The sequence below is a fragment of the Promicromonospora iranensis genome, assembly GCF_028994805.1.
Taxonomy (GTDB): Bacteria; Actinomycetota; Actinomycetes; order Actinomycetales; family Cellulomonadaceae; genus Promicromonospora; species Promicromonospora iranensis.
Genome location: NZ_JAJQQP010000011.1, coordinates 145890 through 169391 on the forward strand (window position 1 = coordinate 145890; position 23502 = coordinate 169391).

The 23502-nt window shown below is 70.9% G+C and carries 23 protein-coding genes; 5 read left to right on the forward strand and 18 right to left on the reverse strand.

All coding sequences use genetic code 11. The features are described 5' to 3' along the window. Positions 1 to 22: 22 nt before the first annotated feature. Entirely contained in the window at positions 23 to 1276 is a 1254-nt protein-coding gene (locus tag LUM46_RS19155; protein ID WP_274996096.1) for an N-acetylglucosamine-6-phosphate deacetylase, read from the reverse strand. A 270-nt stretch (positions 1277 to 1546) separates the two neighbouring features. On the opposite strand from LUM46_RS19155, the gene LUM46_RS19160 reads away from it, so the two are divergent. The 5 genes from LUM46_RS19160 (at position 1547) to LUM46_RS19180 (ending at position 7778) form a co-directional block, all read left to right on the forward strand. Next, positions 1547 to 2854 (forward strand): ABC transporter substrate-binding protein, encoded by a 1308-nt coding sequence (locus LUM46_RS19160; protein WP_274996098.1) that lies wholly within the window; start codon positions 1547 to 1549, stop codon positions 2852 to 2854. 53 nt (positions 2855 to 2907) lie between these two features. Then, positions 2908 to 3843: a carbohydrate ABC transporter permease gene (locus LUM46_RS19165; protein WP_274996100.1), complete on the forward strand. Its 936-nt coding sequence runs from the start codon at positions 2908 to 2910 to the stop codon at positions 3841 to 3843. Continuing rightward, the gene (locus LUM46_RS19170; RefSeq protein WP_274996102.1) at positions 3843 to 4748 is read left to right on the forward strand and encodes a carbohydrate ABC transporter permease; all 906 of its coding nucleotides are present in this window, start codon (positions 3843 to 3845) and stop codon (positions 4746 to 4748) included. Before LUM46_RS19165 ends, LUM46_RS19170 begins: the two co-directional genes overlap by 1 nt. Continuing rightward, on the forward strand, positions 4745 to 5680 hold the full coding sequence (locus tag LUM46_RS19175; RefSeq protein ID WP_274996106.1) for an aldo/keto reductase: 936 nt from the start codon (positions 4745 to 4747) through the stop codon (positions 5678 to 5680). Before LUM46_RS19170 ends, LUM46_RS19175 begins: the two co-directional genes overlap by 4 nt. 61 nt (positions 5681 to 5741) lie before the next feature. Next, positions 5742 to 7778, forward strand: coding sequence for a beta-galactosidase (locus tag LUM46_RS19180; RefSeq protein ID WP_274996109.1), 2037 nt, complete (start codon positions 5742 to 5744; stop codon positions 7776 to 7778). Between the two features lie 33 nt (positions 7779 to 7811). Here the strand turns inward: LUM46_RS19180 and nucS are convergent, their stop codons facing one another. The 17 genes from nucS to rho form a co-directional block, all read right to left on the reverse strand. Continuing rightward, positions 7812 to 8507 carry an endonuclease NucS gene (nucS, locus tag LUM46_RS19185; protein WP_274996111.1) on the reverse strand — a complete coding sequence of 232 codons (696 nt, stop codon included), beginning with the start codon at positions 8505 to 8507 and terminating at the stop codon, positions 7812 to 7814. Then, the gene (locus LUM46_RS19190; protein WP_274996114.1) at positions 8507 to 8932 is read right to left on the reverse strand and encodes a DUF2550 domain-containing protein; all 426 of its coding nucleotides are present in this window, start codon (positions 8930 to 8932) and stop codon (positions 8507 to 8509) included. The genes nucS and LUM46_RS19190 overlap by 1 nt, the downstream gene beginning before the upstream one ends. 12 nt (positions 8933 to 8944) lie before the next feature. After that, positions 8945 to 9205 carry a F0F1 ATP synthase subunit epsilon gene (locus tag LUM46_RS19195; RefSeq protein ID WP_274996116.1) on the reverse strand — a complete coding sequence of 87 codons (261 nt, stop codon included), beginning with the start codon at positions 9203 to 9205 and terminating at the stop codon, positions 8945 to 8947. A gap of 106 nt (positions 9206 to 9311) precedes the next feature. Then, entirely contained in the window at positions 9312 to 10787 is a 1476-nt protein-coding gene (gene atpD / locus LUM46_RS19200; protein WP_274996118.1) for a F0F1 ATP synthase subunit beta, read from the reverse strand. 57 nt (positions 10788 to 10844) lie between these two features. After that, a complete protein-coding gene (locus LUM46_RS19205) occupies positions 10845 to 11738 on the reverse strand; it encodes a F0F1 ATP synthase subunit gamma (protein ID WP_274996121.1) in 894 nt (297 codons plus the stop codon). 3 nt (positions 11739 to 11741) lie between these two features. Beyond that, on the reverse strand, positions 11742 to 13370 hold the full coding sequence (gene atpA / locus LUM46_RS19210; RefSeq protein WP_274996123.1) for a F0F1 ATP synthase subunit alpha: 1629 nt from the start codon (positions 13368 to 13370) through the stop codon (positions 11742 to 11744). Positions 13371 to 13426: 56 nt separating this feature from the next. Next, positions 13427 to 14239 (reverse strand): F0F1 ATP synthase subunit delta, encoded by an 813-nt coding sequence (locus LUM46_RS19215; protein ID WP_274996124.1) that lies wholly within the window; start codon positions 14237 to 14239, stop codon positions 13427 to 13429. Next, positions 14239 to 14817, reverse strand: a complete 579-nt coding sequence (locus LUM46_RS19220) for a F0F1 ATP synthase subunit B (RefSeq protein WP_274996126.1) — start codon at positions 14815 to 14817, stop codon at positions 14239 to 14241. The genes LUM46_RS19215 and LUM46_RS19220 overlap by 1 nt, the downstream gene beginning before the upstream one ends. Next, positions 14817 to 15047 (reverse strand): ATP synthase F0 subunit C, encoded by a 231-nt coding sequence (locus LUM46_RS19225; RefSeq protein ID WP_253872685.1) that lies wholly within the window; start codon positions 15045 to 15047, stop codon positions 14817 to 14819. The genes LUM46_RS19220 and LUM46_RS19225 overlap by 1 nt, the downstream gene beginning before the upstream one ends. 128 nt (positions 15048 to 15175) lie before the next feature. After that, positions 15176 to 16069: a F0F1 ATP synthase subunit A gene (gene atpB, locus LUM46_RS19230; RefSeq protein ID WP_274996130.1), complete on the reverse strand. Its 894-nt coding sequence runs from the start codon at positions 16067 to 16069 to the stop codon at positions 15176 to 15178. 137 nt (positions 16070 to 16206) lie between these two features. Further along, positions 16207 to 16659, reverse strand: a complete 453-nt coding sequence (locus LUM46_RS19235) for a Cg1360 family ATP-synthase-associated protein (RefSeq protein WP_274996132.1) — start codon at positions 16657 to 16659, stop codon at positions 16207 to 16209. Next, on the reverse strand, positions 16656 to 17903 hold the full coding sequence (locus LUM46_RS19240; RefSeq protein ID WP_274996133.1) for an MraY family glycosyltransferase: 1248 nt from the start codon (positions 17901 to 17903) through the stop codon (positions 16656 to 16658). The genes LUM46_RS19235 and LUM46_RS19240 overlap by 4 nt, the downstream gene beginning before the upstream one ends. Next, positions 17900 to 18607: an L-threonylcarbamoyladenylate synthase gene (locus LUM46_RS19245; protein ID WP_374727019.1), complete on the reverse strand. Its 708-nt coding sequence runs from the start codon at positions 18605 to 18607 to the stop codon at positions 17900 to 17902. The genes LUM46_RS19240 and LUM46_RS19245 overlap by 4 nt, the downstream gene beginning before the upstream one ends. 46 nt (positions 18608 to 18653) lie before the next feature. Next, positions 18654 to 19616, reverse strand: a complete 963-nt coding sequence (prmC, locus tag LUM46_RS19250) for a peptide chain release factor N(5)-glutamine methyltransferase (RefSeq protein WP_274996137.1) — start codon at positions 19614 to 19616, stop codon at positions 18654 to 18656. An 87-nt stretch (positions 19617 to 19703) separates the two neighbouring features. Continuing rightward, positions 19704 to 20795 carry a peptide chain release factor 1 gene (gene prfA, locus LUM46_RS19255; RefSeq protein ID WP_274996139.1) on the reverse strand — a complete coding sequence of 364 codons (1092 nt, stop codon included), beginning with the start codon at positions 20793 to 20795 and terminating at the stop codon, positions 19704 to 19706. Positions 20796 to 20968: 173 nt separating this feature from the next. Then, positions 20969 to 21187 carry a 50S ribosomal protein L31 gene (rpmE, locus tag LUM46_RS19260; RefSeq protein WP_274996140.1) on the reverse strand — a complete coding sequence of 73 codons (219 nt, stop codon included), beginning with the start codon at positions 21185 to 21187 and terminating at the stop codon, positions 20969 to 20971. Between the two features lie 178 nt (positions 21188 to 21365). Then, positions 21366 to 23228, reverse strand: coding sequence for a transcription termination factor Rho (gene rho, locus LUM46_RS19265; protein WP_420875793.1), 1863 nt, complete (start codon positions 23226 to 23228; stop codon positions 21366 to 21368). Between the last annotated feature and the right edge of the window lie 274 nt (positions 23229 to 23502).

Genomic DNA, 23502 nt, shown 5'->3' on the forward strand with positions numbered 1-23502 from the left:
ATCCGACGCCTTCCGTGGCCCGCTACGTGGTGGCGACGTCGACCCCGTGGCGGACCACACGGAGCGGGCGCAGGTCCCCGTCGGTGACCAGGACGTCGGCGCGGGCACCGGGCTCCAGGCAGCCGACCTCACCGGCCAGCCCCAGGACGCGGGCAGGCACGGCAGTCGCGGACCGCACGGCGTCGGGCAGGGGGACGCCCGCGGCCACGGCACAGCGCACGACGTCGATCAGGTGCGCGGTGCCGCCCGCGATCGGCCCCTCCGCCTGCACGGCGGACGAGTCCGCCTCCGGCACCACGCGGGCGACGCCGTCGAGCACCGCCACCGACATGGGACCCAGCTCGTAGCGACCGTCGGCCATGCCTGCCGCCGCCATCGCGTCGGTCACCAGGGCCACCTGGTCGGTCCCCACCATGTCGAACACCGAACGGACCGTCGCGGCGTCGAGGTGGACGCCGTCGCCGATGAGCTCGACGACCATGGCACCGCGGGCCGCCGCCGCCAGGCAGGCGGCGATGGGGCCCGGCTGCCGGTGGTGCAGCGGCCGCATCCCGTTGAACAGGTGCGTGGCCGTCATCGGTCCGAGGGCGCTGCCCGCAGCGGCCAGGGCCTCCGTCACCTGCGCGATCAGCGCCTCGGCCTGCTCGGTGCTGCCGTCCGTGTGCCCCAGGGAGGGCAGCACGCCGACGTCGACCAGTGCCTCGGCGACACCACCGGGACCGGTCACGCCGGGCACCTCGGGCGCGATGGTCATGGTGCGGAGGAACCCGTGAGCCGCCTCGGCCAGGTCCCGGACCAGCGTAGTGCTGCCTTCTTGCAGGTCAGCCGGGTTGTGTGCGCCCCGGCGACGGTGCGACAGGAACGGCCCCTCGGCATGCAGGCCCTCGATCTCGCCGGCCACCGCGAGCTCGGCCAGCACCGCCGCGCGCTTCAGCAGCACCTCGGGCCGGGCCGTCACGAGCGACGCCAGCAGGGCGGTCGTGCCGTGGCGGCGGTGCTCGAGCACGCCCACCAGCGCCTCGTCGGCAGTGGTCACGTCCGGGAACGAGACGCCGCCCCCGCCGTGGTTGTGCAGGTCCACGAGACCGGGCAGCACGTACGTGTCGGGGGCGGGCTGCACCGTCTCGACGGCGGGGCCGTAGCCGGTCGCCAGGGCGTCGGACACCGAGCCGGCGAACGTGACCCGACCGCCCGAGGCGACGACGACGCCGTCGTCCACCACCGAGGAGGGCCGGACCAGGCGGCCGCGCACCACGAGAGCACCGGAATCAGTCATGCGGACATCCTGCCAGGGCCATGGGCAGGGGCGGTCGTCGCGACGTACAGCCGTCTGACCTGCCCGGAGACGTCCGCGGCTGCGCAACCGCTTCGACGGTGGATGACTTCCATGACGCCGTTGAGCTCGGCCGGTGATGCCCAGCAACCGGCGATCTCCAGGTGGGACAGGCCTTGACAGCCCACTGGGCGCCTGGCAATGATGCTACCTATTCATCGAAGCGCTTCGCACAGCCGCGAGGGCGTTCACCGCACGTCAAGGAAGATGTGAATGATGCGCAGGACTATCCCGGTCATGGCCACGCTCTCCGCAGTCGCCCTCGCGCTCGCCGGCTGCTCCTCGGGCTCCGGTTCGGGAGGTGCCGATGCTGAGGCCGACGGCCCCATCACCCTCGACTACTGGGCGTGGGGCACGGCGCAGCAGCCCATGGTGGACGCCTGGAACGCCGCCCACCCGGACATCCAGGTGAAGCGCACCGACGCCGGTGGCGGCACCGACTCGTCGGCCAAGCTGGTGACCGCGACCCGGGCGGGCAACGCCCCCGACGTCGCGATCGTCGAGTACAACACCCTGCCGGCGATGATCGTGGCCGGGGTCGCCGCGGACATCTCCGAGCACGCCGACGGGCTCGAGGAGGAGTTCGCCCCGGGCGTGTGGAGCCAGGTCACCTTCGACGGCGCCACCTACGGGGTGCCGCAGGACGCGGGGCCCCAGGCGCTGACCTACAACCAGGCGCAGTTCGACGAGCTCGGCATCGAGGTCCCGACCACCTGGGAGGAGTTCGCCGACGCGGCGGAGAAGGTCCACGAGGCCGACCCCGACTCGTACATCACCACCTTCGCCCCGGCCGAGTTCGGCGGGTTCGCCGGGTTCGCGCAGCAGGCGGGCGCGGAGTGGTGGTCCGTCGACGGCGACACCTGGACGGTGGACTTCGACGACGACGCGTCCGTCGCGGTGGCCGACTACTGGCAGGACCTCATCGACCGCGACCTGGTGCTGGCCGAGCCCCTGCTCACTCCCGAGTGGAACGCGAAGGTCAACAAGGGCGAGGTGCTCTCGTGGCCGGCAGGCCTCTGGGCCGCCGGCGTGCTCTACGGCGTCGCCGAGGAGAGCGCGGGCGACTGGGCGATGGCCCCGCTCCCCCGGTGGGACGAGGGCAGCTCGGCGGTCGGGTTCCAGGGCGGCTCCGCCGTCGTGGTGACGACGTCCACGGAGCACGCGGAGGCCGCCGCGGAGTTCGCCCGGTGGATGGGCACCGCCGACGAGGCGTCGGCGGCCCAGATCGAGCAGGGTCAGTACCCCGCGTCGCTCGCCGGCCAGGAGCTGACCCTGGAGAGCGACCCGCCCCTGCTCATGCCGCAGCAGAAGGACTACTGGGAGACCGCCGCGGAGATCACCCGGAGCACGATCCCGGAGATCAGCTGGGGACCCAACGTCAACGTCGCGTCGAGCGCGTTCCAGGACGCGATGTCGACGGCGGTCACGGACGGGACGCCCCTGCGCGACGCCCTGACCACGACCGAGGCCGAGGTGGTCGAAGACATGGAGACCACCGGCTTCGAGGTCACCCAGAAGTGACATCCCGGGCCGGCGGCGACGCCGGCACCAGGCCTGCGAAGGAGCAGCCCGCCATGAGCGCCGTCACCGACCCGCCCACGCTCGCGTACCGCCGTGCGCGCCGACGCTGGGGCGCCCCGTTCCTCTTCCTCCTGCCTGCGGCGCTGCTGTTCGTCGCCTTCCTCGCGATCCCGATCGGCTACGCGATCTACCTGAGCTTCCGAGGGATGCGCATGGCGGGCGGCGGCCCGTTCGGCGTCCGCCAGGAGACGTGGGTGGGGCTGGACAACTACGTCGCGGCGTTCACCGACCCCGAGCTGCTCGCCGGGCTCGGCCGCCTCGCGATCTACGGCATCATCGCCGTCCCCCTCACCCTGGGGCTGGCGCTGACGTTCGCCCTGCTCCTCGACCTGCCGCGCGTGCGGGGCGCGCGGTTCTCCCGCACCGCGATCTTCATCCCGTACGCAGTACCGGGTGTCGTGGCCACGCTCCTGTGGGGCTTCCTCTACCTGCCCTCGACGAGCCCGGGCACCTGGGTCCTCGAACGGGTCGGCCTCGGCGGCCTCGACGTGCTGCACGGCCCGATGCTCTTCCCGGCGGTCGCGAACATCGCGATCTGGGGCGGCGTCGGCTTCAACATGATCATCCTGTACACCTCGCTGCGCGGTATCCCCGCGGACGTGTACGAGGCGGCACGACTCGACGGGGCGAGCGAGTGGGACATCGCCTACCGGATCAAGATCCCGCTGGTCGCGCCGGCTCTGGTCCTGACCGGGCTGTTCGCCCTCATCGGCACGCTCCAGGTGTACGGCGAGCCCACCACGCTCCGGCCGATGACGAGCGAGATCTCCCAGACCTGGGTGCCGCTGATGATGATCTACCGCGACGCCTTCACCCGGGACAACCTGTCCCTCGCCGCCGCGTCGTCGGTCGCCCTCGCTCTCGGCACGCTCGTCGTGTCGGTCATCCTGCTGCGCCTGACGCAGAAGCGTTCGTTCGGAGAGTCCTGATGAGCACCGTCACCACCCCGCGCCCCGCGGGCGTCCGGCGCCTCGCCGCCGACCGCCCACGCCCCCGCCCCGCGAGCCGGCGCGGCGCGATCCTGCCGTCCGTGGTCCTGGTCCTCGGCGCCCTGTACTGCCTGGTCCCCGTGGTCTGGGTGCTGGTCGCCTCGACCAAGTCCAGCTCCGAGCTCTTCTCGACCTTCACCTTCCTGCCCGGCACGGGGCTGGTCGAGAACCTGGGCGACCTGTTCGCGTACGGCGACGGCCAGTACGCGCAGTGGGCGCTCAACAGCCTCGTGTTCGCGGGCGTGGGCGCGGTCGCGTGCACCCTCGTCTCGACGATGGCCGGCTACGCGCTGGCCAAGTACGACTTCCCGGGACGCCAGGTCGCCTTCTACGCGATCCTCGGGGGCGTGCTGCTGCCGGGCATCACGCTGGCCATCCCGCAGTACCTGCTGATGTCGAAGATCGGCCTGGCCGGCACGTACTGGTCGGTCCTGCTGCCGTGCCTCATCTCGCCGTTCGGCATCTTCCTGGCGCGGGTCTACGCCGTGTCGGCCGTGCCGACCGAGACGATGGAGGCCGCGCGCATCGACGGCGCGAACGACGCACGCGTCTTCGTCTCCGTCGCCCTGCCGATGATGGTGCCCGGCATGGTGACGATCTTCCTGCTGCAGTTCGTGGGTATCTGGAACAACTTCCTGCTGCCGTTCATCATGCTGTCGGACGAGCGGATGTACCCGCTCACCGTCGGCCTGTACACGCTGCTGTCCAAGGGCTCCGGGACGCCGTCGCTCTACAGCCTGGCCATCATCGGGTCGGCGGTGGCGATCATCCCGCTCGTCGCGATGATGCTCGTGCTGCAGCGCTACTGGCGCCTCGACCTGATCAGCGGCGGGCTCAAGGGATGAGCGCCCTGGACGAGCGGCCGCTGGGGACGACCGGCCTGCGCGTGCCCTCCGTGGTGCTGGGAACCTCCGGGATCGGTCGTCGGCTCGACGCCGCTGGTGCGGTCGCCGTGCTGCGCGCCGCGGCCGCCTCCGGCTGGCGCACGTGGGACACGAGCAACGAGTACGGCGACGCGGAGGCGTTCATCGGCGCTGCCCTCGCGGGACCGGGCGACACGGCAGGCGGTGCCGTGCAGGTGTTCACCAAGGTTGATCCCGCGCCCGGCACCAGCGACTTCTCGGGCGCCCGGGTCCGCGCCTCGGTCACCGAGTCCCTCGACCGCCTGGGCCTCGACCGGCTGCCGCTGGCGCACTTCCACGACCCGGAGCGCATGGCCTTCGCCGACGCCATGGCGCCCGACGGGCCGGTCCGCGCCCTGCTCGAGCTGCGCGATGCGGGCGTCATCGAGCACCTCGGGGTCGCCGGCGGACCGATCGGGCTCCTGCGCCAGTACGTCCGCACCGGTGAGTTCGAGGCGGTCGTGACGCACAACCGCCTCACGCTCCTGGACCGGTCGGCCGAGACCCTGCTCGACGACTGCGCCGACCGTGGTGTGGGCGTCCTCAACGCCGCCCCGTTCGGCGGCGGCGCCCTCGCCGACGACGACGGACCGGTGCGCCACTACCACTACCGCGACGTCGACCCCGTCCAGCAGGACGCGGTCCTGAGGATCCGGGCGATCGCCCGTGCGGCAGGGCTCCCCGTGGGCGCGCTGGCGCTGCGGTCCGGCGACCGCGACCCGAGGGTCGCCGGGACGATCGTCGGCGTGACGAGCGTCGCCCAGCTCAGCCAGGTCAGGGCATGGGCCGACACCGACGTGCCGGACGACATCTGGCCCGAGCTCGACGCCGTCCTGCCCGACCGCGCCCACTGGGCCGGCGAGCTCGGCCGCTGACGGCGGCCGCCGCCGACCCTCCGCTCCACCGACCCACCCACCACCGACCCGAGGACGACCCATGACGGTTCCCTTCGTACCCGACCGCCTGCTCTTCGGCGGCGACTACAACCCCGAGCAGTGGCCGCGCGAGGTCTGGGCCGAGGACATGGCGCTCATGCGCCGAGCAGGCGTGAACACCGTGACCATCGGGGTGTTCTCGTGGGCCGTGCTCGAGCCGCGTGAGGGGGAGTTCGAGCCGGGCTGGCTGGACGACGTCGTCGCGCTCCTCGACACGAACGAGATCGGGTTCTTCCTCGCGACACCCACCGCGTCCCCGCCGCCGTGGTTCACCCGGGCGCACCCGGACGCCCTGCCCGTACGCGCCGACGGGACCTACGTCTCCCACGGCTCGCGCGACACGTACGCGATCAGCGCACCCGCCTACCGCCAGGCGGCCCGCCGCGTCGCGCGGTTCCTCGCCGAGCGGTACGGCGACCACCCGCGCCTGCGTGGCTGGCACGTGCACAACGAGTACGGCACGATCGACCACGGCCCGCACGCCGCGGCCGCCTTCCGCCGCTGGCTCCAGGGGCGGTACACCTCGCTCGAGGCGCTGAACGACGCCTGGTGCACGGCGTTCTGGTCCCAGCGGTACGACGACTGGGAGGAGATCCTGCCGCCGCGCACGACGCAGTACCTGGCCAACCCGGCCCACGCGGTGGACTTCAAGCGGTTCTGCTCCGACGAGATGCTCACGGCGTGCACCGAGCAGCGGGACGAGATCCGCACGGCCGGCTCGACCGCTCCGGTCACGACGAACTTCATGCTGCCCACCTGGGACCACCTCAACCAGTGGGACTGGAGCGAACAGCTGGACCTCGCCTCCGTCGACCACTATCTCGACACGCCCGGGCCGGACGGCGAGGCCCACGTCGCGTACGGCGCCGACCTGACCCGTGCCTGGGGCGGCGGACCCTGGCTGCTCATGGAACAGAGCGCGGCCGGTATCCGGGACGGTGCACGACAGGCCTTCAAGGACCCCGACCGCATGATCCGCAACTCCCTGGGCTACGTCGCCAGGGGTTCCCAGGGTGCCCTGTTCTTCCAGTGGCGGGCGTCGGCCGGCGGCTCCGAGACGTGGCACAGCGCGATGGTGCCGCACGTGGGCCCGCAGAGCCGCACGTACGAGGGCGTGGTCGAGCTCGGAGCGCTCCTCGGCCGGCTCCAGGAGATCGCGGAGCCGCCCCGGACCGGGCCGGTGGTCGAGGCCGACGTCGCGGTCCTGTGGGACGCCAACGGCCGGTGGTCGCTCCAGACGCCGCACCTGCCGAACGACGAGCTCGACTACACGACCGAGGTCCGTGCGACGCACCGCGCCCTGTGGCGTGCCGGGGTCGCCGTCGACTTCGTGCGTCCCGGTGCCGACGTCACCCGCTACCGGGTGCTGTTCGTGCCGACCCTGATGGCCCTGGACGCCGACACCGTGACGTGGCTGACCCGGTACGTCGATGCCGGTGGGCACCTCGTCGTCGGGCGGTTCACCGGCGTCGCGGACGAGCACCAGCGCGTGGCCCCCGGCGGCTACCCGGGCCGGCTCCGTGAGCTGCTGGGCGTCCGGGTCACCGAGCACCTTCCACTCGCCCCGGACGAGACGCAGGAGCTCAGCGACGGGTCCGTCGTCGAGCAGTGGACCGAGCGGATGGACCCGCCCCGGGCGGACATCGTCGCCGCCTACGCCGAGGGGCCCCTCGCCGGCCTGCCGGCCGTCACGCGCCGTCGTGTCGGGGACGGCGCCGCGACGTACGTCTCGACGCGGATGGTCCAGGAGTCGTGGGACGGGTTCGTCGCGGCGCTGCTCGCGGAGCACGACGTGCGCCCGGTGGTCCCGGAGGCGGCCGGCACCGGTGTCGAGGCGATCCGCCGCCGCGGCGCGGAGGCCACGTATCTCTTCCTGCTGCACCACGGCGACCAGCCGGTCCGGGTGGCCGGCCCGGGACACGACCTCGTCACGGACAGCCCGACGGACGCGGGGATCGTCGTGGCCCCGGGCGGGTACGCGGTGATCCGCGAGGCCCCGACCGCCGCATGGTCGGTGACACCTCTCCCGCCCGCCTGACCAACCCGCTTTGTTGTGAGCGGTGGTCGAGGGTCAGAAGAGGCGGGACTCCGGGTCGTCCACGCCGCGCATCGCGTCGTAGTCCAGCAGGAGCGTCGCGATGCCGCGGTCCTTGGCGAGCACGCGCGCCTGCGGCTTGATCTCCTGGGCGGCGTAGACGCCGCGGACGGGAGCCAGCATCGGGTCGCGGTTCAGCAGCTCCAGGTACCGCGTGAGCTGCTCGACGCCGTCGATGTCGCCACGGCGCTTGATCTCCACGGCGACCGTGGAGCCCGAGCCATCCCGCGCGAGGATGTCCACCGGCCCGATGGCGGTGGGGTACTCCCGGCGGACCAGGGTGTGCCCGGCGCCCAGCAGGGCGATCTGCTCGGCGAGCAGCTCCTGCAGGTGGGCCTCGACGCCGTCCTTCACGAGGCCGGGGTCGATGCCCAGGTCGTGCGCGGAGTCGTGGTGCACGGTGAACAGCTCGACCTCGAGCCGGTCGTCCGACTTGGCGTGCTGCACCGTCCACACCTCGGTGACGCCGCGCTCGGCGGCCTCCTCGGACGGTTCGCGCACGGCGAGCGTGCACGGCGGGCTCATCCAGTTCAGCGGCTTGTACGAACCGCCGTCGGAGTGAATCAGCACGCTTCCGTCAGCCTTGACCACGAGCAGCCGGGTAGCCGGCGGGAGCATCGCGGTCAGGCGGCCCGTGTAGAGGGCGGAGCAGTCGGCCACGACCAGCCGCATCAGAGAACCAGATCCTGTCGTCCGGGAGGGGCGGCCTCGAGCCAGGAGGCGAGGCCGAAGTAGTCGCCGGCGGCGAGATCGAGCTCGAAGTCGAGCCCGTCGTACCGGCACTGGACGAGGTAGTGGTCACCCTGACCACGCTCGTCCGGGTCGAGCGGGGTGCGGCCGGTCACCATGAGCCGCTCCCGGTACCACGTGCGGGCCGGACGGGGCGACAGCGACCAGCACCGCCACCACTCGATCCGGCCCACCGCGTACTGCGCGATGCCCGGCGTCCAGGAACCCTCAGGGTTCCCGGTCGGCCGGGCACTGCAGTTGAACGAACCTACCCTGCGGGAAAGCGTCCGCAGCCGGGAGATACCCAGTGCGAGCACCAGCGCGAGCGCGCCGAGCACCGCTATCGCGATCCAGATGACGCCCGGCACTCGCGCTCTCCCTCAGACCAGGGAGATCTCGTCGACCACCAGGGTGACGAGGTTGTTGTCCACGGACAGGAAACCACCGGTGACCTGCGCCTCGACGGCGGGCCCCGCAGCCGTGTCCACCTTGATCGCGCCCGGGCGGAGCACAGCCAGCAGCGGCGTGTGGTTCGCTCGGATGCCGATCTGGCCGTCCGCGGACGGCGCGGTCACCTGGGTCGCCGCACCGCTCCAGACCTTACGGTCCCTGGACACGAGGTCCACGCTCAGCTCTGCCACGAGAGCTCCTTCCGATGTAGCGGGCGAGATGCCGCCCCTGCCGGGTTGCCTGATTGTGGCATGCCCGGCAGGGCGGCATCACGCACGGGGGGAGGTGTGCGAGGCGTCAGGCCCCGTACTCCTTCTGGATCCGTGCCCAGTTCTCCTCGAGCATCTCAAGTCCACCGATGTTGTAGAAGGCCTGCTCGGCGATGTGGTCGAACTCACCGTCAGCGATCTTCTTGAATGCCTCGATGGTCTCCGACAGAGGCACCGTCGAGCCCACCACACCCGTGAACTTCTCGGCCATGTACGTGTTCTGGGAGAGGAACTGCTCGATGCGACGCGCACGCGCGACGACCGTCTTGTCCTCTTCCGAGAGCTCGTCCACACCGAGGATGGCGATGATGTCCTGCAGCTCCTTGTTGCGCTGCAGGATCGACTTCACGCGGGTCGCCACGTCGTAGTGCTCCTGGCCCACGTAGCGCGGGTCGAGGATGCGGGACGTCGAGGCCAGCGGGTCGATCGCCGGGTACAGACCCTTCGACGCGATCTCTCGGGAGAGCTCGGTCGTGGCGTCCAGGTGGGCGAACGTCGTCGCCGGTGCCGGGTCGGTGTAGTCGTCAGCAGGCACGTAGATGGCCTGCAGCGACGTGATGGAGTGACCACGCGTCGAGGTGATGCGCTCCTGGAGGAGGCCCATCTCGTCGGCCAGGTTCGGCTGGTAGCCCACGGCGGACGGCATACGGCCGAGCAGCGTGGAGACCTCGGAACCGGCCTGCGTGAAGCGGAAGATGTTGTCGATGAAGAGCAGCACGTCCTGCTGCTGCACGTCACGGAAGTACTCCGCCATCGTGAGGGCCGACAGGGCCACGCGCAGACGCGTGCCCGGCGGCTCGTCCATCTGGCCGAAGACGAGGGCCGTCTTGTCGAAGACACCGGCCTCGTCCATCTCGGCGATCAGGTCGTTGCCCTCACGGGTGCGCTCACCGACACCGGCGAACACCGACACACCACCGTGGTCCTGGGCCACACGCTGGATCATCTCCTGGATGAGGACCGTCTTGCCGACGCCCGCACCACCGAAGAGACCGATCTTTCCACCCTGGACGTACGGGGTGAGCAGGTCGATGGACTTGATGCCCGTCTCGAACATCGTGGTCTTCGACTCGAGCTGGTCGAAGGCCGGCGCCTTGCGGTGGATCGGCCAGCGCTCGGTGACCTCGAACTTCTCGCCCTCGGCGAGGTTCAGGACGTCGCCGGTCACGTTGAAGACCCGGCCCTTGGTGATGTCACCGACGGGCACGCTGATGGGCTCGCCCGTGTCGGTCACCACGGCGCCGCGGACGAGGCCGTCGGTCGGCTTCAGGGCGATGGCGCGCACCAGGGAGTCACCCAGGTGCTGCTCGACCTCGAGCGTCAGCACGGACTTGTTCTCGCCCTTGCCGGACAGGTCGATCTCGACGGTCAGCGCGTTGTAGATCTCAGGGATCGCGTCATCGGGGAACTCGATGTCCACGACGGGTCCGATCACCCGAGCGACCCGGCCGGTGCCGGGGCCGCTCGTGTGCTCGACCGTGGGTTCCACGGTGGTGGCGGTCATACTTGCCTCGCTTCGGTGGGCCGGAGGGTCCTCCGGCGGGGAGTCTTAACGGTCGGTTCAGGACGCCAGGGCGTCGGCACCGGAGACGATCTCGCTGATCTCCTGGGTGATGTCCGCCTGACGTGCCTGGTTGGCCAGTCGGGTGTACGTGCGGATCAGGTCCTCGGCGTTCTCGGTCGCCGTGTGCATGGCCCGCTGACGCGCAGCGAGCTCGGACGCGGCGGCGTCGAGCAGCATCGCGTAGATGCGCTGCTGCACGTACCGCGGGAGCAGCTCGTCCAGCACGGCCTCGGGCGACGGCTCGAAGTCGTAGAGCGGCAGGGCCTCGTGCTCGTCGGCCTCGGACACGCCCTCGACCACCTCGAGCGGCAGCATGCGCACCACGCGGGCGCGCTGCGTCACCATGTTCACGAACAGCGTGGAGACCACGTGCATCTCGCTGACACCGCCGTCGGCCTCCTCCGCGAGGAACACCTCGAGCAGCGTCTCGGCGATGTCCTGCGCCGCCTCGGGCGTCGGCTTCTCCGAACCGTACGACCAGCTCTTGGCGATCTCCCGCCCACGGAACGTGTAGTACGCGATCGCGCGGCGGCCGGCCACGTAGAGCACGACCTCCTTGCCCTCGGCCGTCAGCTGCCCGACGAGCTTCTCGGCCTCGCGGACGATCGCCATCGGGTAGGAACCGGCCATGCCCGCGTCGGAGGAGACGACGAGCACCGCTGCGCGGTTGCCGCCCTCCTCCTGCGTGAGCGGGTGGTCGACGTCCGTGTGCGACGCGACAGCCGACACCGCGCGGGTGATCGCCTGTGCGTACGGCGCTGCCGCCGCTGCCGCCGCGCGAGCCTTGCCGATGCGGGACGCGGCGATCAGCTCACGCGCGCGGAAGATCTTCTTCAGCGACTGCGTCGACTTGATCCGCGCCTTGTAGATGCGCTGAGCTCCACCGGCCACGGGTCAGGCCTTCTTCTTGACGACGATCTGCGCCTGCTCGACGTCGACGGGGCCGTCCTCGGTGCTGCCACCGACGAGCGGCGTGCCGTCGCCCTTCTGGAAGCCCGCCCGGAAGTCCTCCACGGCGGCGCTCAGCGCCTCCTCCGTGTCGGGCTCCAGCTTCCCGGACTTGAGGATCGTCTCCAGGACGTCGGTCTTGCGGCGCAGGTGGTCCAGCAGCTCGGACTCGAACCGCTTGACGTCCTCGACCGCGACGTCGTCGAGCTTGCCCTTGGTGCCGGCCCACACGGACGCGACCTGGTCCTCGACCGCGTACGGCGAGTACTGGGGCTGCTTGAGCAGCTCCGTCAGGACGGCACCGCGCTGCAGCTGTGCGCGGGACGCCGCGTCGAGGTCGGACGCGAACATCGCGAACGCCTCGAGCGAGCGGAACTGCGCCAGCTCCAGCTTGAGCGTGCCGGAGACCTTCTTCATCGCCTTGATCTGCGCGTCACCACCGACTCGGGAGACCGAGATACCGACGTCCACGGCGGGACGCTGGTCGGCGTTGAACAGGTCGGACTGCAGGAAGATCTGACCGTCCGTGATGGAGATGACGTTCGTCGGGATGTACGCCGAGACGTCGTTCGCCTTGGTCTCGATGATCGGCAGACCGGTCATCGAGCCCGCGCCCAGCTCGTCCGAGAGCTTCGCACAACGCTCGAGCAGACGGGAGTGCAGGTAGAAGACGTCACCCGGGTAGGCCTCGCGGCCCGGCGGGCGGCGCAGCAGCAGCGACACGGCACGGTAGGCCTCGGCCTGCTTCGACAGGTCGTCGAAGATGACCAGGACGTGCTTGCCCTGGTACATCCAGTGCTGGCCGATGGCCGAACCGGTGTACGGCGCGAGGTACTTGAAGCCTGCCGGGTCGGACGCCGGAGCCGCGACGATCGTCGTGTACTCCAGGGCGCCGGACTCCTCGAGGGCGCCACGCACGGCGGCGATGGTCGAACCCTTCTGGCCGATGGCGACGTAGATGCAGCGCACCTGCTGCTTCGGGTCCCCGGTCTCCCAGTTCGCCTTCTGGTTGATGATCGTGTCGACCGCGATCGCCGTCTTGCCGGTCTGGCGGTCACCGATGATCAGCTGACGCTGACCACGGCCGATCGGGATCATCGAGTCGATCGCCTTGATGCCGGTCTGCAGCGGCTCGTGCACCGACTTGCGCTGCATGACGCCGGGCGCCTGCAGCTCGAGGGCACGGGTGCCCTCCGTCTCGATGGCGCCGAGGCCGTCGATGGGAGTACCCAGCGGGTCGACCACGCGGCCGAGGTAACCCTCGCCCACGGGGACCGACAGCACCTCACCGGTACGACGGACCTCCTGGCCCTCCTCGATGCCGGTGAACTCGCCCAGGACGACCACACCGATCTCGCGGACGTCCAGGTTCTGCGCGAGTCCGAGCGTGCCGTCCTCGAAGCGCAGCAGCTCGTTGGCCATCACGCCCGGGAGGCCCTCGACGCGGGCGATGCCGTCCGCTGCGTACGCGACGCGGCCCACCTCCTCGGCGACCGCTTCCTGGGGCTCGTAGGACTTCACGAAGCTGTCCAGTGCGGCCCGGACCTCGTCCGGCCGGATCGTCAGCTCAGCCATTGCTCTTCTCCTGTCGTGGCCGCGAAAGCCGCGGCGGAAGGTTCATGTTCACGTGTTCAGCCGGCCAGGCGACGCGATGCGTCCGCAAGGCGCGACAGGACGGTGGAGTCGACGACGTCGGCGCCGACCTGGATGCGCATGCCCCCGACGATGGCGGGGTCCACGGTGACGTTCAGCTGCACGGGACGCCCGTAGGAGCGCTCCAGCAGCGCACCGAGGCGCTCCTCCTGCTCGCGGGTGAGCACCGTGGCGCTCGTCACCGCGGCGACGAGACGCTTGCGACGTTCTGCAGCGACGTCACCGAACCACCCGATCGTCTGCACGAAGCGACGGCCCCGCAGCGCGGACGTCGCCCGCTGCGCCAGACGCTGCGTCACCACGTCTACCTTGCCGCCCACCAGCGAGTCCACGAGTGCCACACGGCGCTCGGGAGCCGTCGAGGCGTCCGAGAGAACCTGCTTGGCCTCGCGCTGGCCGTCGAGGGCACGGCTGACCCGGAAGAGCTCGTCCTCCACGGTCTCGAGCGCCCCGCGCGCCTCGGCGGACGCCAGGACGGCATCCACACCGAGAAGCTCGACGGCGTCGGCCAGGTCCGCGTCGCTCGCCCAGCGGGACCGGACCAGGCCGGAGACCAGGTCGACCACGCGCTCGTCGAAGCCGCTCAGCAGGTCGGCCACCAGGCCGGCCTTGGCCTCGCCCTCGCGGGAGGGGTCGGCGAGCGAGCGGCGCAGCGCAGCGGAGTCGTCCAGCGCCGTCACCAGGGTGAGCAGCTGCTCACCCAGGGCCAGTGCGTCCGTCCCTGCGGCGCGCAGCACCGGCTCGAAGCGCTCCTGCGCTGCCGTCAGCGATGCCCCGCTCGATCCCCGCATCACGCCTCCTTGTTGCTTGCCAGGGCCTGGCTTGCCTCGAGCTCGTCAAGGAAGCGGTCCACCACGCGCGACTGCCGGGCCGAGTCCTCGAGGGACTCGCCCACGATCTTCGACGCCAGGTCGGTCGCGAGCGCGCCGACCTCGGTGCGCAGGGACACGGAGGCGGCCTGTCGGTCGGCCTCGATCTGGCGACGGGCGGTCTCGGTGATGCGCTCCGCCTCCTCGCTCGCCTTGGCCTTGAGGTCCTTGATGATGGCGGTGCCCTCGGCGCGCGCCTCCTCACGGACCTGCGCGGCCTCGGAGCGAGCCTGGGCGAGCAGCTCCTGCTGCTTCGCCAGCGCCTCGTCGGCCTGCTGCTGAGCAGCCTCGGCCTTGGCGATGCCGCCCTCGATGAGGGAGGCACGCTCGTCCAGGACCGCGTTCATGCGGGGCAGGACCATCTTGTAGAACACCACCGCGATGATCACGATGACCACCGACGACCAGAAGAGGTCGTATCCGGCAGGTAGGAACAGGCTGATGCCCGACGGCTCGTCCGTTTGCGCCGCTACGACGACGGCGCCCGAGTGGGCCGCCATCACTGGAACAGGAAGCCTGCGACGAGCCCGAGGAGCGCGAGCACCTCGACGAACGCGACACCCAGGAACATGGTGGCGCGGAGCTGGCCGGCGACCTCGGGCTGACGGGCCATGCCCTCGATCGTCTTGCCGATCAGGATGCCGAGGCCGAGGCCCGGGCCGAGCGTGGCGAGGCCGTATCCGACCGTGTTCAGGTTGCCGCTGACCTCAGCGAGAGTGGTGACGTCCACTTTGCGTCTTCCTTCCGTTGGGCGCCGGACCGGTCGGTCCGGCGTCGCATGGTGTGCGGAGGCGCTGGTGCGCCTGTCGCGGGTTTCCAGGTGAAGCTATGCAGCGCCGCCCGGAGGAGGGAGCAGTGTCAGTGCTCCTCCTCCAGCGACATGTTGATGTAGGCCGCGGCCAGCAGGGCGAAGATGTAGGCCTGCAGGAAGGCGACCAGAACCTCGAAGAGGGTCATGAAGATGCCTGCCGGGAGCGTGAGGAGCCCGAAGAACATCAGCCCGGTGCCTGCCGAGTCGACCACGAAGAACTGCGTGGCCGCGAAGCAGAGCACGAGGATGATGTGGCCGGCGACCATGTTGGCCACCAGTCGGACCATCAGCGAGCCGGGCCGGATGATCAGGAGCTGCAGCAGCTCGATCGGCGTCAGGATGGCGTAGATCGGCCACGGCACGCCCGGCGGGAACAGGTTCGACCTGAGGTACCCGCCCAGCCCGTGCTTACGGATGCCGACGGCCCAGTAGGTGACGAACACCCAGAGCGCGAGCACCAGCGGCAGACCGATCCGCGAGGTGCCGGCAAGGTTCAGACCCGGGATCACACCCGTGAGGTTGAACGCCAGGATGCTCAGGAAGATGGTCGTGAGCATGGGCACGAAGCGGCGAGAGCGCTCCTTGCCCATGATCTCCTCGCCGATCTGCACCCGCACGAAGCTCAGCAGGAACTCGATGGCCGTCTGGAACCGACCCGGCACCACCTTCGCCCGGCGTGCGGCGATCACGAAGATCGACAGCAGCACCAGGGTGGCGATGATCCGGATGATCCAGAGGCGGTCGATCTGGAAGATCGTGCCCTCGAAGAGGATGGCCGACGGGAAGAAGTCGGAGATCGACGGCGTGTGGAAGCCGCCCTCACCCTCGTGGCCTTCGGTGGCGGCGAGGATTACGGACGTCGCATGCGTGGACAGGAGGACTCCCAGGTGGTCATTAGGCCCTGCGCGCGTCACCGCAAAGGGGCGGAACGGGCGCGCCATCGGGCCTGGCCGTCATGGATTCAGTCGTAAGCCTAACCTATATCCCAGCCGGTTTTGGCCGCTTAACCGCACAGCGCCGCCCCTTGTGACTTATGGCGCAATCCCGTGCCCGGTCAAGGTCCGCCCAGAGCGCCGCGTCAGGCTTCGGCGCCGGGCTCGACGTACGGGACCCGGCCGTTCTGGACCGCGCGATAGTCGAGGAGCGCCGACCCCACGGCCCCGAGCAGGAGCACGACGAACAGGACCACGCGGTCGTAGAAGTCGAACCGCGTGAGCACCAGGAGCACCGCGACGAGCACCACCATCTTGCCGAGCCACGTGCCCATCACGACCGCGCCCATGGTGGTCGCACCCTTGCCGACCGTGTAGAGCATCGACCACACGGTGGTCCCGCAGAAGAAGGCGGCGATGGCCGCGCCGATCAGACCGCCCCAGAGCCCTGCGACGCCGGCGACCAGGAGCCCGACCAGCGATCCGAGGACCGCGAGGGCCGCCACGAGGATCATGCTGTCGCGCAGCGCCGCACGGAGCACCGCCTTCTCGGCGGCGCCTCGCGGTGTGCCGGGGGCGTCAGGTACCTGCTCGGTCATTCGATGGTCTCCTTGGTCTTGGGCGCGACGCTCTGCTGAGCGGCGCTCGGGCGGGCAGCGCCCTGCGCGACGACGCGCGGCTCCGCCGCACCGGCCCCGACCGCGGCGGGAACCTTCGGTGTCTGGCCGGAGAGCGCGGCGACGTCGTCGTCCAGGAAGCGACCGCGGTGCCGCAGCGGGCCGAGGGTGGCCAGCAGCGCGAGCACGACGAACACGGTGGTCCAGATCAGCACGATCTCCCAGTCCCACTGCACGAGCGCCGCGGCGCTGAACGCGAACACGGCGGTCCACACGTACAGGATCACCACGGCACGGCGGTGGGAGTGGCCGAGGGCCAGCATGCGGTGGTGCAGGTGCATGCGGTCGGGAGCCATGGGCGACTTGCCCGCGGCCAGCCGCCGGATCACGGCCAGCCCCATGTCGAGCAGCGGCAGCATGAGGACGGCCACCGGCAGCAGCAGCGGGATGAACGCGGGCAGGGCCTGCGCGCCGGTCATGACCCCGGGCGGGATGTTGCCGGTCACGCTGATCGCGGCGCCCGCCATCACGAGGCCGATCAGCATCGAGCCGGCGTCGCCCATGAAGATGTGGGCGGGATGGAAGTTGTGCGGCAGGAACCCGATGCACACGCCCACCATCACGGCGAGCATGAGCGACGCGAGGCTGGCGTAGTTGTCCGCCGACACCTGCTGCGTGAGCCCGTAGGTGTAGAGGAAGAACGCGGTGCCGCCGATGGCGACGATGCCGGCGGCCAGCCCGTCGAGGCCGTCCACGAAGTTCACCGCGTTCATCGCGATCACGATGACCAGCACGGTCACCACGAGCGACATGCGTGACGACGTGATGGTCACGCCCGCGATCGGCATCGTGATGAGCTGGACGCCCTGCAGCGCCATGAAGCCGGCGGCCAGGACCTGGCCGGCGAGCTTGGTGATCCAGTCGAGGTCCCACTTGTCGTCGGCCCAGCCGAGTGCGCACACGATGGCGGCGCCGCCCACGATGCCCCACGCCTGGGGATCCCTGAACACGCCGGAGAGGAACGGCATCTGAGAGGCCAGCAGCACCGGCACGATGATGCCGATCAGCATCGCGAGCCCGCCGAGGCGCGGCGTCGGCACCGAGTGCACGTCGCGGGCCCGGACGGCGGAGATCGCCGAGGTCTTGAGGGCCACCCAGCGGGCGAACGGCGTGGTCAGGAACGTGACCGCGGCGGCCACGAGCATCAGGAGCAGGTACACCCTCACTCGTCGTCCTCCGCGGCACCGGCCGGGGGATCGCTCGGGTCGTCCTCGGGCGACGTCCGGGTTCCTTCGACGTCGGCCACCTCGCGCAGTGCTTCGAGCGGCACGGCACCCTCGCGGACGACCCGCAGCGCCGGGCCCGTGGCGTCCACGATGGTGGAGGCGACACCGCCCGGTGCCTCGCCACCGTCGAGGTACACGGCCACCGAGTCGCCGAGCTGACGCTCGGCGTCCGCCACGTCCTGCGCCGCCGGGCTGCCCGACTTGTTCGCGCTCGACACGGCCAGCGGGCCGGTGCGCTTGAGCAGAGCGAGCGCCGCGGGGTGGTCCGGCATCCGCAGGGCGACGGTGCCGCCGGTGTCACCGAGGTCCCACTGCAGCGACGGCTGCGCGCGCAGGATGATCGTGAAACCGCCGGGCCAGAACGCCTCGACGAGCTTGCGGGCGTCGTCGGGCACGTCGATGGCCAGGCCGTCGAGGGTCGCCACCTCACCCACCAGGACCGGCGGCGGCATCTGGCGGCCGCGCCCCTTGGCCGCGAGGAGCGCGGCTACCGCGGCCTCGTCGAACGCGTCGGCAGCGATGCCGTACACGGTGTCGGTGGGCAGGACCACGAGCCCGCCACGGGAGATCGCATTCACTGCCTCGTCGATCGCGGGGCCCCAGGTCTGCGGGTCGGTGGCGTCGAGCACGGGCTGTACAGGCACACTCACGCGGAACAGTCTTTCACGATCCAGGCCCCAGGTGATGCCCTCATCGGCCGTGACCGGCGTTCCGCGCCGGGCCCAGCCGGCGCGCGAGCACCATGCGGGGCCGGCCCGTCAGGTCCTTGCGGGTCTCGGGCTCCCCGAACGCAGGCCGCCCGTCGGCGTCGCGGGCTGCCGCGACCATGTCGCGCGCCGCCTCCGCCTGGACCTCTGCGTGCTCCATGACGTACAGCCCGCCGGGTCGCAGCAGCCGCGCCGCGGCGGCGGTGATGCCGCGCGGCACCTCCAGCCCGTCCGGTCCCAGCCCGTACAGCGCGACGGCCGGGTCGTGCTCGGCGACCTCGGGGTCCACGGGGACGGCGTCCGACGGCACGTACGGCGGGTTCGAGACGACGACGTCGGCCAGCCCGTCGATGCCGTACAGCGCGGTGCGGGCGTCACCCTTGACGAGCCGCACCACCCGCTCCGGCGTCCCGTCCCCGGCGGCGCCCACCTCGGTGCCGGCCGCGGCGGCACTCACCGCGTCGACGTTGCGCTCCGCCCAGGCGTGCGCGTCCTTGTCGAGCTCGACGGCGTGCACCCGCGTGCCGGGCACCTCGGTGGCCACGGCCAGCGCGATCGCCCCGGTGCCCGTGCACAGGTCGACGACGACCGCGCTCTCCCGCTCACCGACGACCTTGGCCGCCTCGTCGATGGCCACCTGCGCCACCTCCTCGGTCTCCGGCCGGGGCACGAAGACCCCGGGGCCCACTGCCAGCTCGAGGTGCCGGAACGCGGCGACGCCGGTCAGGTGCTGCAAGGGCTCCCGAGCGGCTCGGCGGGCGACGAGCCCGGAGAAGACGCCCGCGACGTCGTCGGGCACCTCGCGCCCCAGCACGACCAGCCGCCGCAGCTCCCCCCGGTCCACCCCGAGCGCGTGCGCCAGCAGCACCTCGGCGTCGGCCTGGGGCGACGCGACCCCGGCGTCCGCCAGCTCCTCGTGGGCCCACTTCAACAGCCGTGTACTCACCGCACTCCTCCAACCACAGCAGCTCCGACCACAGCACGAGCCTGCCCCTCCGCCTGCCCCGCGGGCAAGACGCCCGGGTGCTCGCCCTCAGACACCGGACGCCGCCGCGAGCCGCGCCGCCTCGTCGGCCTCGATCGCCGACCGCACCACGGCGCCCAGGTCGCCGTCGAGCACCTGGTCGAGGTTGTACGCCTTGTACCCGGTGCGGTGGTCCACTATCCGGTTCTCCGGATAGTTGTACGTCCGGATCCGCTCGGAACGGTCCACGGTGCGGACCTGCGAGCGGCGCAGCTCCGCGGACTCCGCCGCCGCGGCCTCCGCCTGTGCGGCGAGCAGCCGGGCGCGGAGCACACGCATGGCCTGCTCGCGGTTCTGCAGCTGCGACTTCTCGTTCTGCATGGAGACGACGATGCCGGTGGGCAGGTGCGTGATGCGCACCGCGGAGTCCGTGGTGTTGACGGACTGCCCGCCGGGGCCGGACGAGCGGTAGACGTCGATCCGGAGGTCGTTCTGGTCGATCTCGAGCTCACCCGGGTCGTCAACCTCGGGGAAGACCAGCACACCGGCAGCCGAGGTATGGATACGACCCTGCGACTCCGTGACCGGTACCCGTTGCACGCGGTGCACGCCGCCCTCGTACTTGAGGCTGTGCCAGACGCCGTCCTCCGGACCTTGGACGCTCTTCGCCTTGATCGCGACCTGCACGTCCTTGTACCCGCCGAGGTCGGACGCCGTGGACTCCAGCAGCTGTGTGGACCAGCCCTGCTGCTCGGCGTAGCGCAGGTACATGCGCAGCAGGTCCGCGGCGAACAGCGCGGACTCCTCACCGCCCTCGCCCGCCTTGATCTCGAGGATGACGTCGCGGCCGTCGTCCGGGTCGCGGGGCACCAGCACGCGGCGCAGCTTCTCCTCGGCCACCGCCTCGGCCTCCTTGAGGCTCGGCAGCTCCTCGGCGAACGACACGTCGTCGACGGCGAGCTCGGCGGCGGCCTGGGCGTCGTCGTGCGCCTGCTCCCAGGAGCGGTAGGCACCCACCACCTGGTTGAGCTCCGCGTACCGCCGGCCCAGGGTGCGCGCGCGACCCTGGTCCGCGTGCACGGCGGGGTCCGCCAGCGCCGCCTCGATCTCGGCATGCTCGCTGAGCAGCGGCCCGACGGCGGCGAACGACGACTCGGTCACGAGCTCTCCTTGGTTGTGAGCGTGGTTCTTGCGGCTACCTGCCCGACATGGGCGCAACGATCGCGATCGCAGCAGAAGAGGAGGCAGGAGGAGGGAAAGCAACAGCGCCGGTGGTCCGTTCCCGACTGCCCCTGGAGAGGTTGTCGGGCCGGACCACCGGCGCTGCGAAGTCGCTACTTGTCGTCGGCCTTCTTGCCGTAGCGCGCCTGGAACCGGGCCACGCGGCCACCGGTGTCCATGATCTTCTGCTTGCCCGTGTAGAACGGGTGGCAGGCGCTGCAGACGTCGGCGTTGATCTTGCCGGACGTCTCGGTGCTGCGCGTGGTGAACGTGTTACCGCAGGTGCAGGTGACCTCGGTGACGACGTACTCGGGGTGGATTCCAGCCCTCATGTTGCTCCTTGGTGTGATGCCGCTGGGTCGCCCTGCAGAACAGCAGTGACGTGAACCAGCGAGCCAGCCAATCATTCTGCCACTACCTCGCCCGGATGGGCGAGGAAGTCTGGTGTGACGTAGGTCCGACGGCTCAGACGGTGCTTGTCGCCGTCCGAGCCCGCGGTTCCGCTCCGGCTCAGACGGTCTCGCCGACGTTGTCGTCCTCGGTCAGACCGCCCGGCGTCGTCTTCTGCACGTGCAGCAGGAACTCGACGTTGGTCTTGGTCTTCTTGAGCTGTCCGAGCAGCAGCTCGGCGGCCTGCGTCTGGTCGAGCGCGCCCATGACACGGCGCAGCTTGTAGACGATCGCGAGCTCGTCCTTCGACATGAGGATCTCCTCGCGCCGGGTGCTCGAGCCGTTGACGTCGATCGCCGGGAAGATGCGCTTCTCGGCCAGGGACCGCGACAGCCGCAGCTCCATGTTGCCGGTGCCCTTGAACTCCTCGAAGATCACCTCGTCCATCTTCGACCCGGTCTCGACCAGGGCCGTGGCGAGGATGGTCAGCGAGCCGCCGTCCTCGATGTTGCGGGCGGCACCGAAGAACTTCTTGGGCGGGTAGAGCGCGGCAGCGTCCACACCACCCGACAGGATGCGGCCCGACGCCGGAGCGGCCAGGTTGTAGGCGCGCGACAGGCGGGTGATGCCGTCGAGCAGCACCACGACGTCCTGGCCGAGCTCCACGAGGCGCTTGGCGCGCTCGATCGCGAGCTCCGCGACCAGCGTGTGGTCCGAGGCGTGCCGGTCGAACGTCGAGGAGATGACCTCGCCCTTGACCGAGCGCTCGAAGTCGGTGACCTCTTCCGGGCGCTCGTCCACCAGCACGACCATGAGGTGGACCTCAGGGTTGTTCAGGGAGATGGCGTTGGCGATCTGCTGCATCATCAGCGTCTTGCCGGCCTTGGGGGGCGCGACGATGAGGCCGCGCTGGCCCTTGCCGATCGGCGCGACGATGTCGATGACGCGCGGCGTGAGCTTGGTCGCCTCGGGGTTCTCCAGGCGCAGGCGCTCCTGCGGGTACAGCGGCGTCAGCTTGGTGAACTCGGGACGCTCGCGCGCCTCCTCCGGCGTCATGCCGTTCACCGAGTCCAGGCGCACCAGGGCGTTGACCTTGTTGACCTTGGCGTTGCGCCCGGTCGGCTGCGTCGGCGGCTCCTCGCCGTCACGCGGCTGGCGCACGGCCCCGACGACGGCGTCGCCGCGGCGCAGGCCGGCCTTCTTGACCTGGTTCAGCGACACGTACACGTCGTTGTTGCCGGGCAGGTAGCCCGAGGTCCGCACGAACGCGTAGTTGTCGAGGATGTCCAGGATGCCGGCGACGGGCAGCAGGACGTCGTCCTCACGCACCTCGGGGACGTTGTCGAGACCCGCGACGTCCGGACCCTGACGGCCGCGGCCGCGCTTGCGGTCCCGGCCACGGTCCCGGCCACGGCGGCGACGCGAGTTGCGGTCCTCGTCAAGCTCGCCGGCACGGTCGTTGGCGCGGTCGTTGGCGCGGTCGTTGGTCCGCTCGGTGTTGTTCCGCTCGGCGCTGCGCGCGGTGCCGCGGTCGGCGTTCCGCTCGTTGGCGCGGTCGGTGCCACGCTCGTTGGCGCGGGCGTTCTGGCGGCCGCCGGACTGGGCGTTGCGGCCCTTGTCCTCGGCCGGCTTCTCGGCGTTCCCCTCGGGAGCGCCCTGTCCGCGACCGGAACGGCGTCCGCCGCCCTGCTCGCGCGGGGCCGCGACGGCCTCGGCCAGCTCGGCCAGGCGGGCGGCCTTCTCGGCATCCGTGCTCGCGTCAGCGCGCACACCCGAGGTGGCGACCTCGGCGGCGGCGACCGGCGCCTCGGCACGGGCAGGCTTGGTGGTGGGCTTCTCGGCGGCGGAGGCGGCACGGTCCGGACGCTTCGTCGCGCCGCCCGTCTTCTCGCGGATCGTGTCCACGAGGTCGCTCTTACGCATCCTGGAGGTGCCCTTCACGCCCAGGTCTCCGGCGAGTGCCTGGAGCTCGGCGAGGCGCATGCTGCTCAGTGCTCCGGTCCCGGCCGTGCGGCCGGCGGCTGACTGAGCGTTTTCGGTGGTGTCTGTCACGAAGGACCCTTCCCCCTCGAACTGCGGCTTGTCGCGTGATCGCGGGCCGCGGGATGGTGGGCGTCCGGCGCTGAATGGCCGGAACGCGAAAAACCTCGCATCCGTGGTACGACGACGACGGCTGACGGGGGCGTTGTCTGCCTTCTCGCGAGATGCGGTGGCCGTTGGACACGGCCTGCAACGGGCACGGCTGATCGGCTGAGGC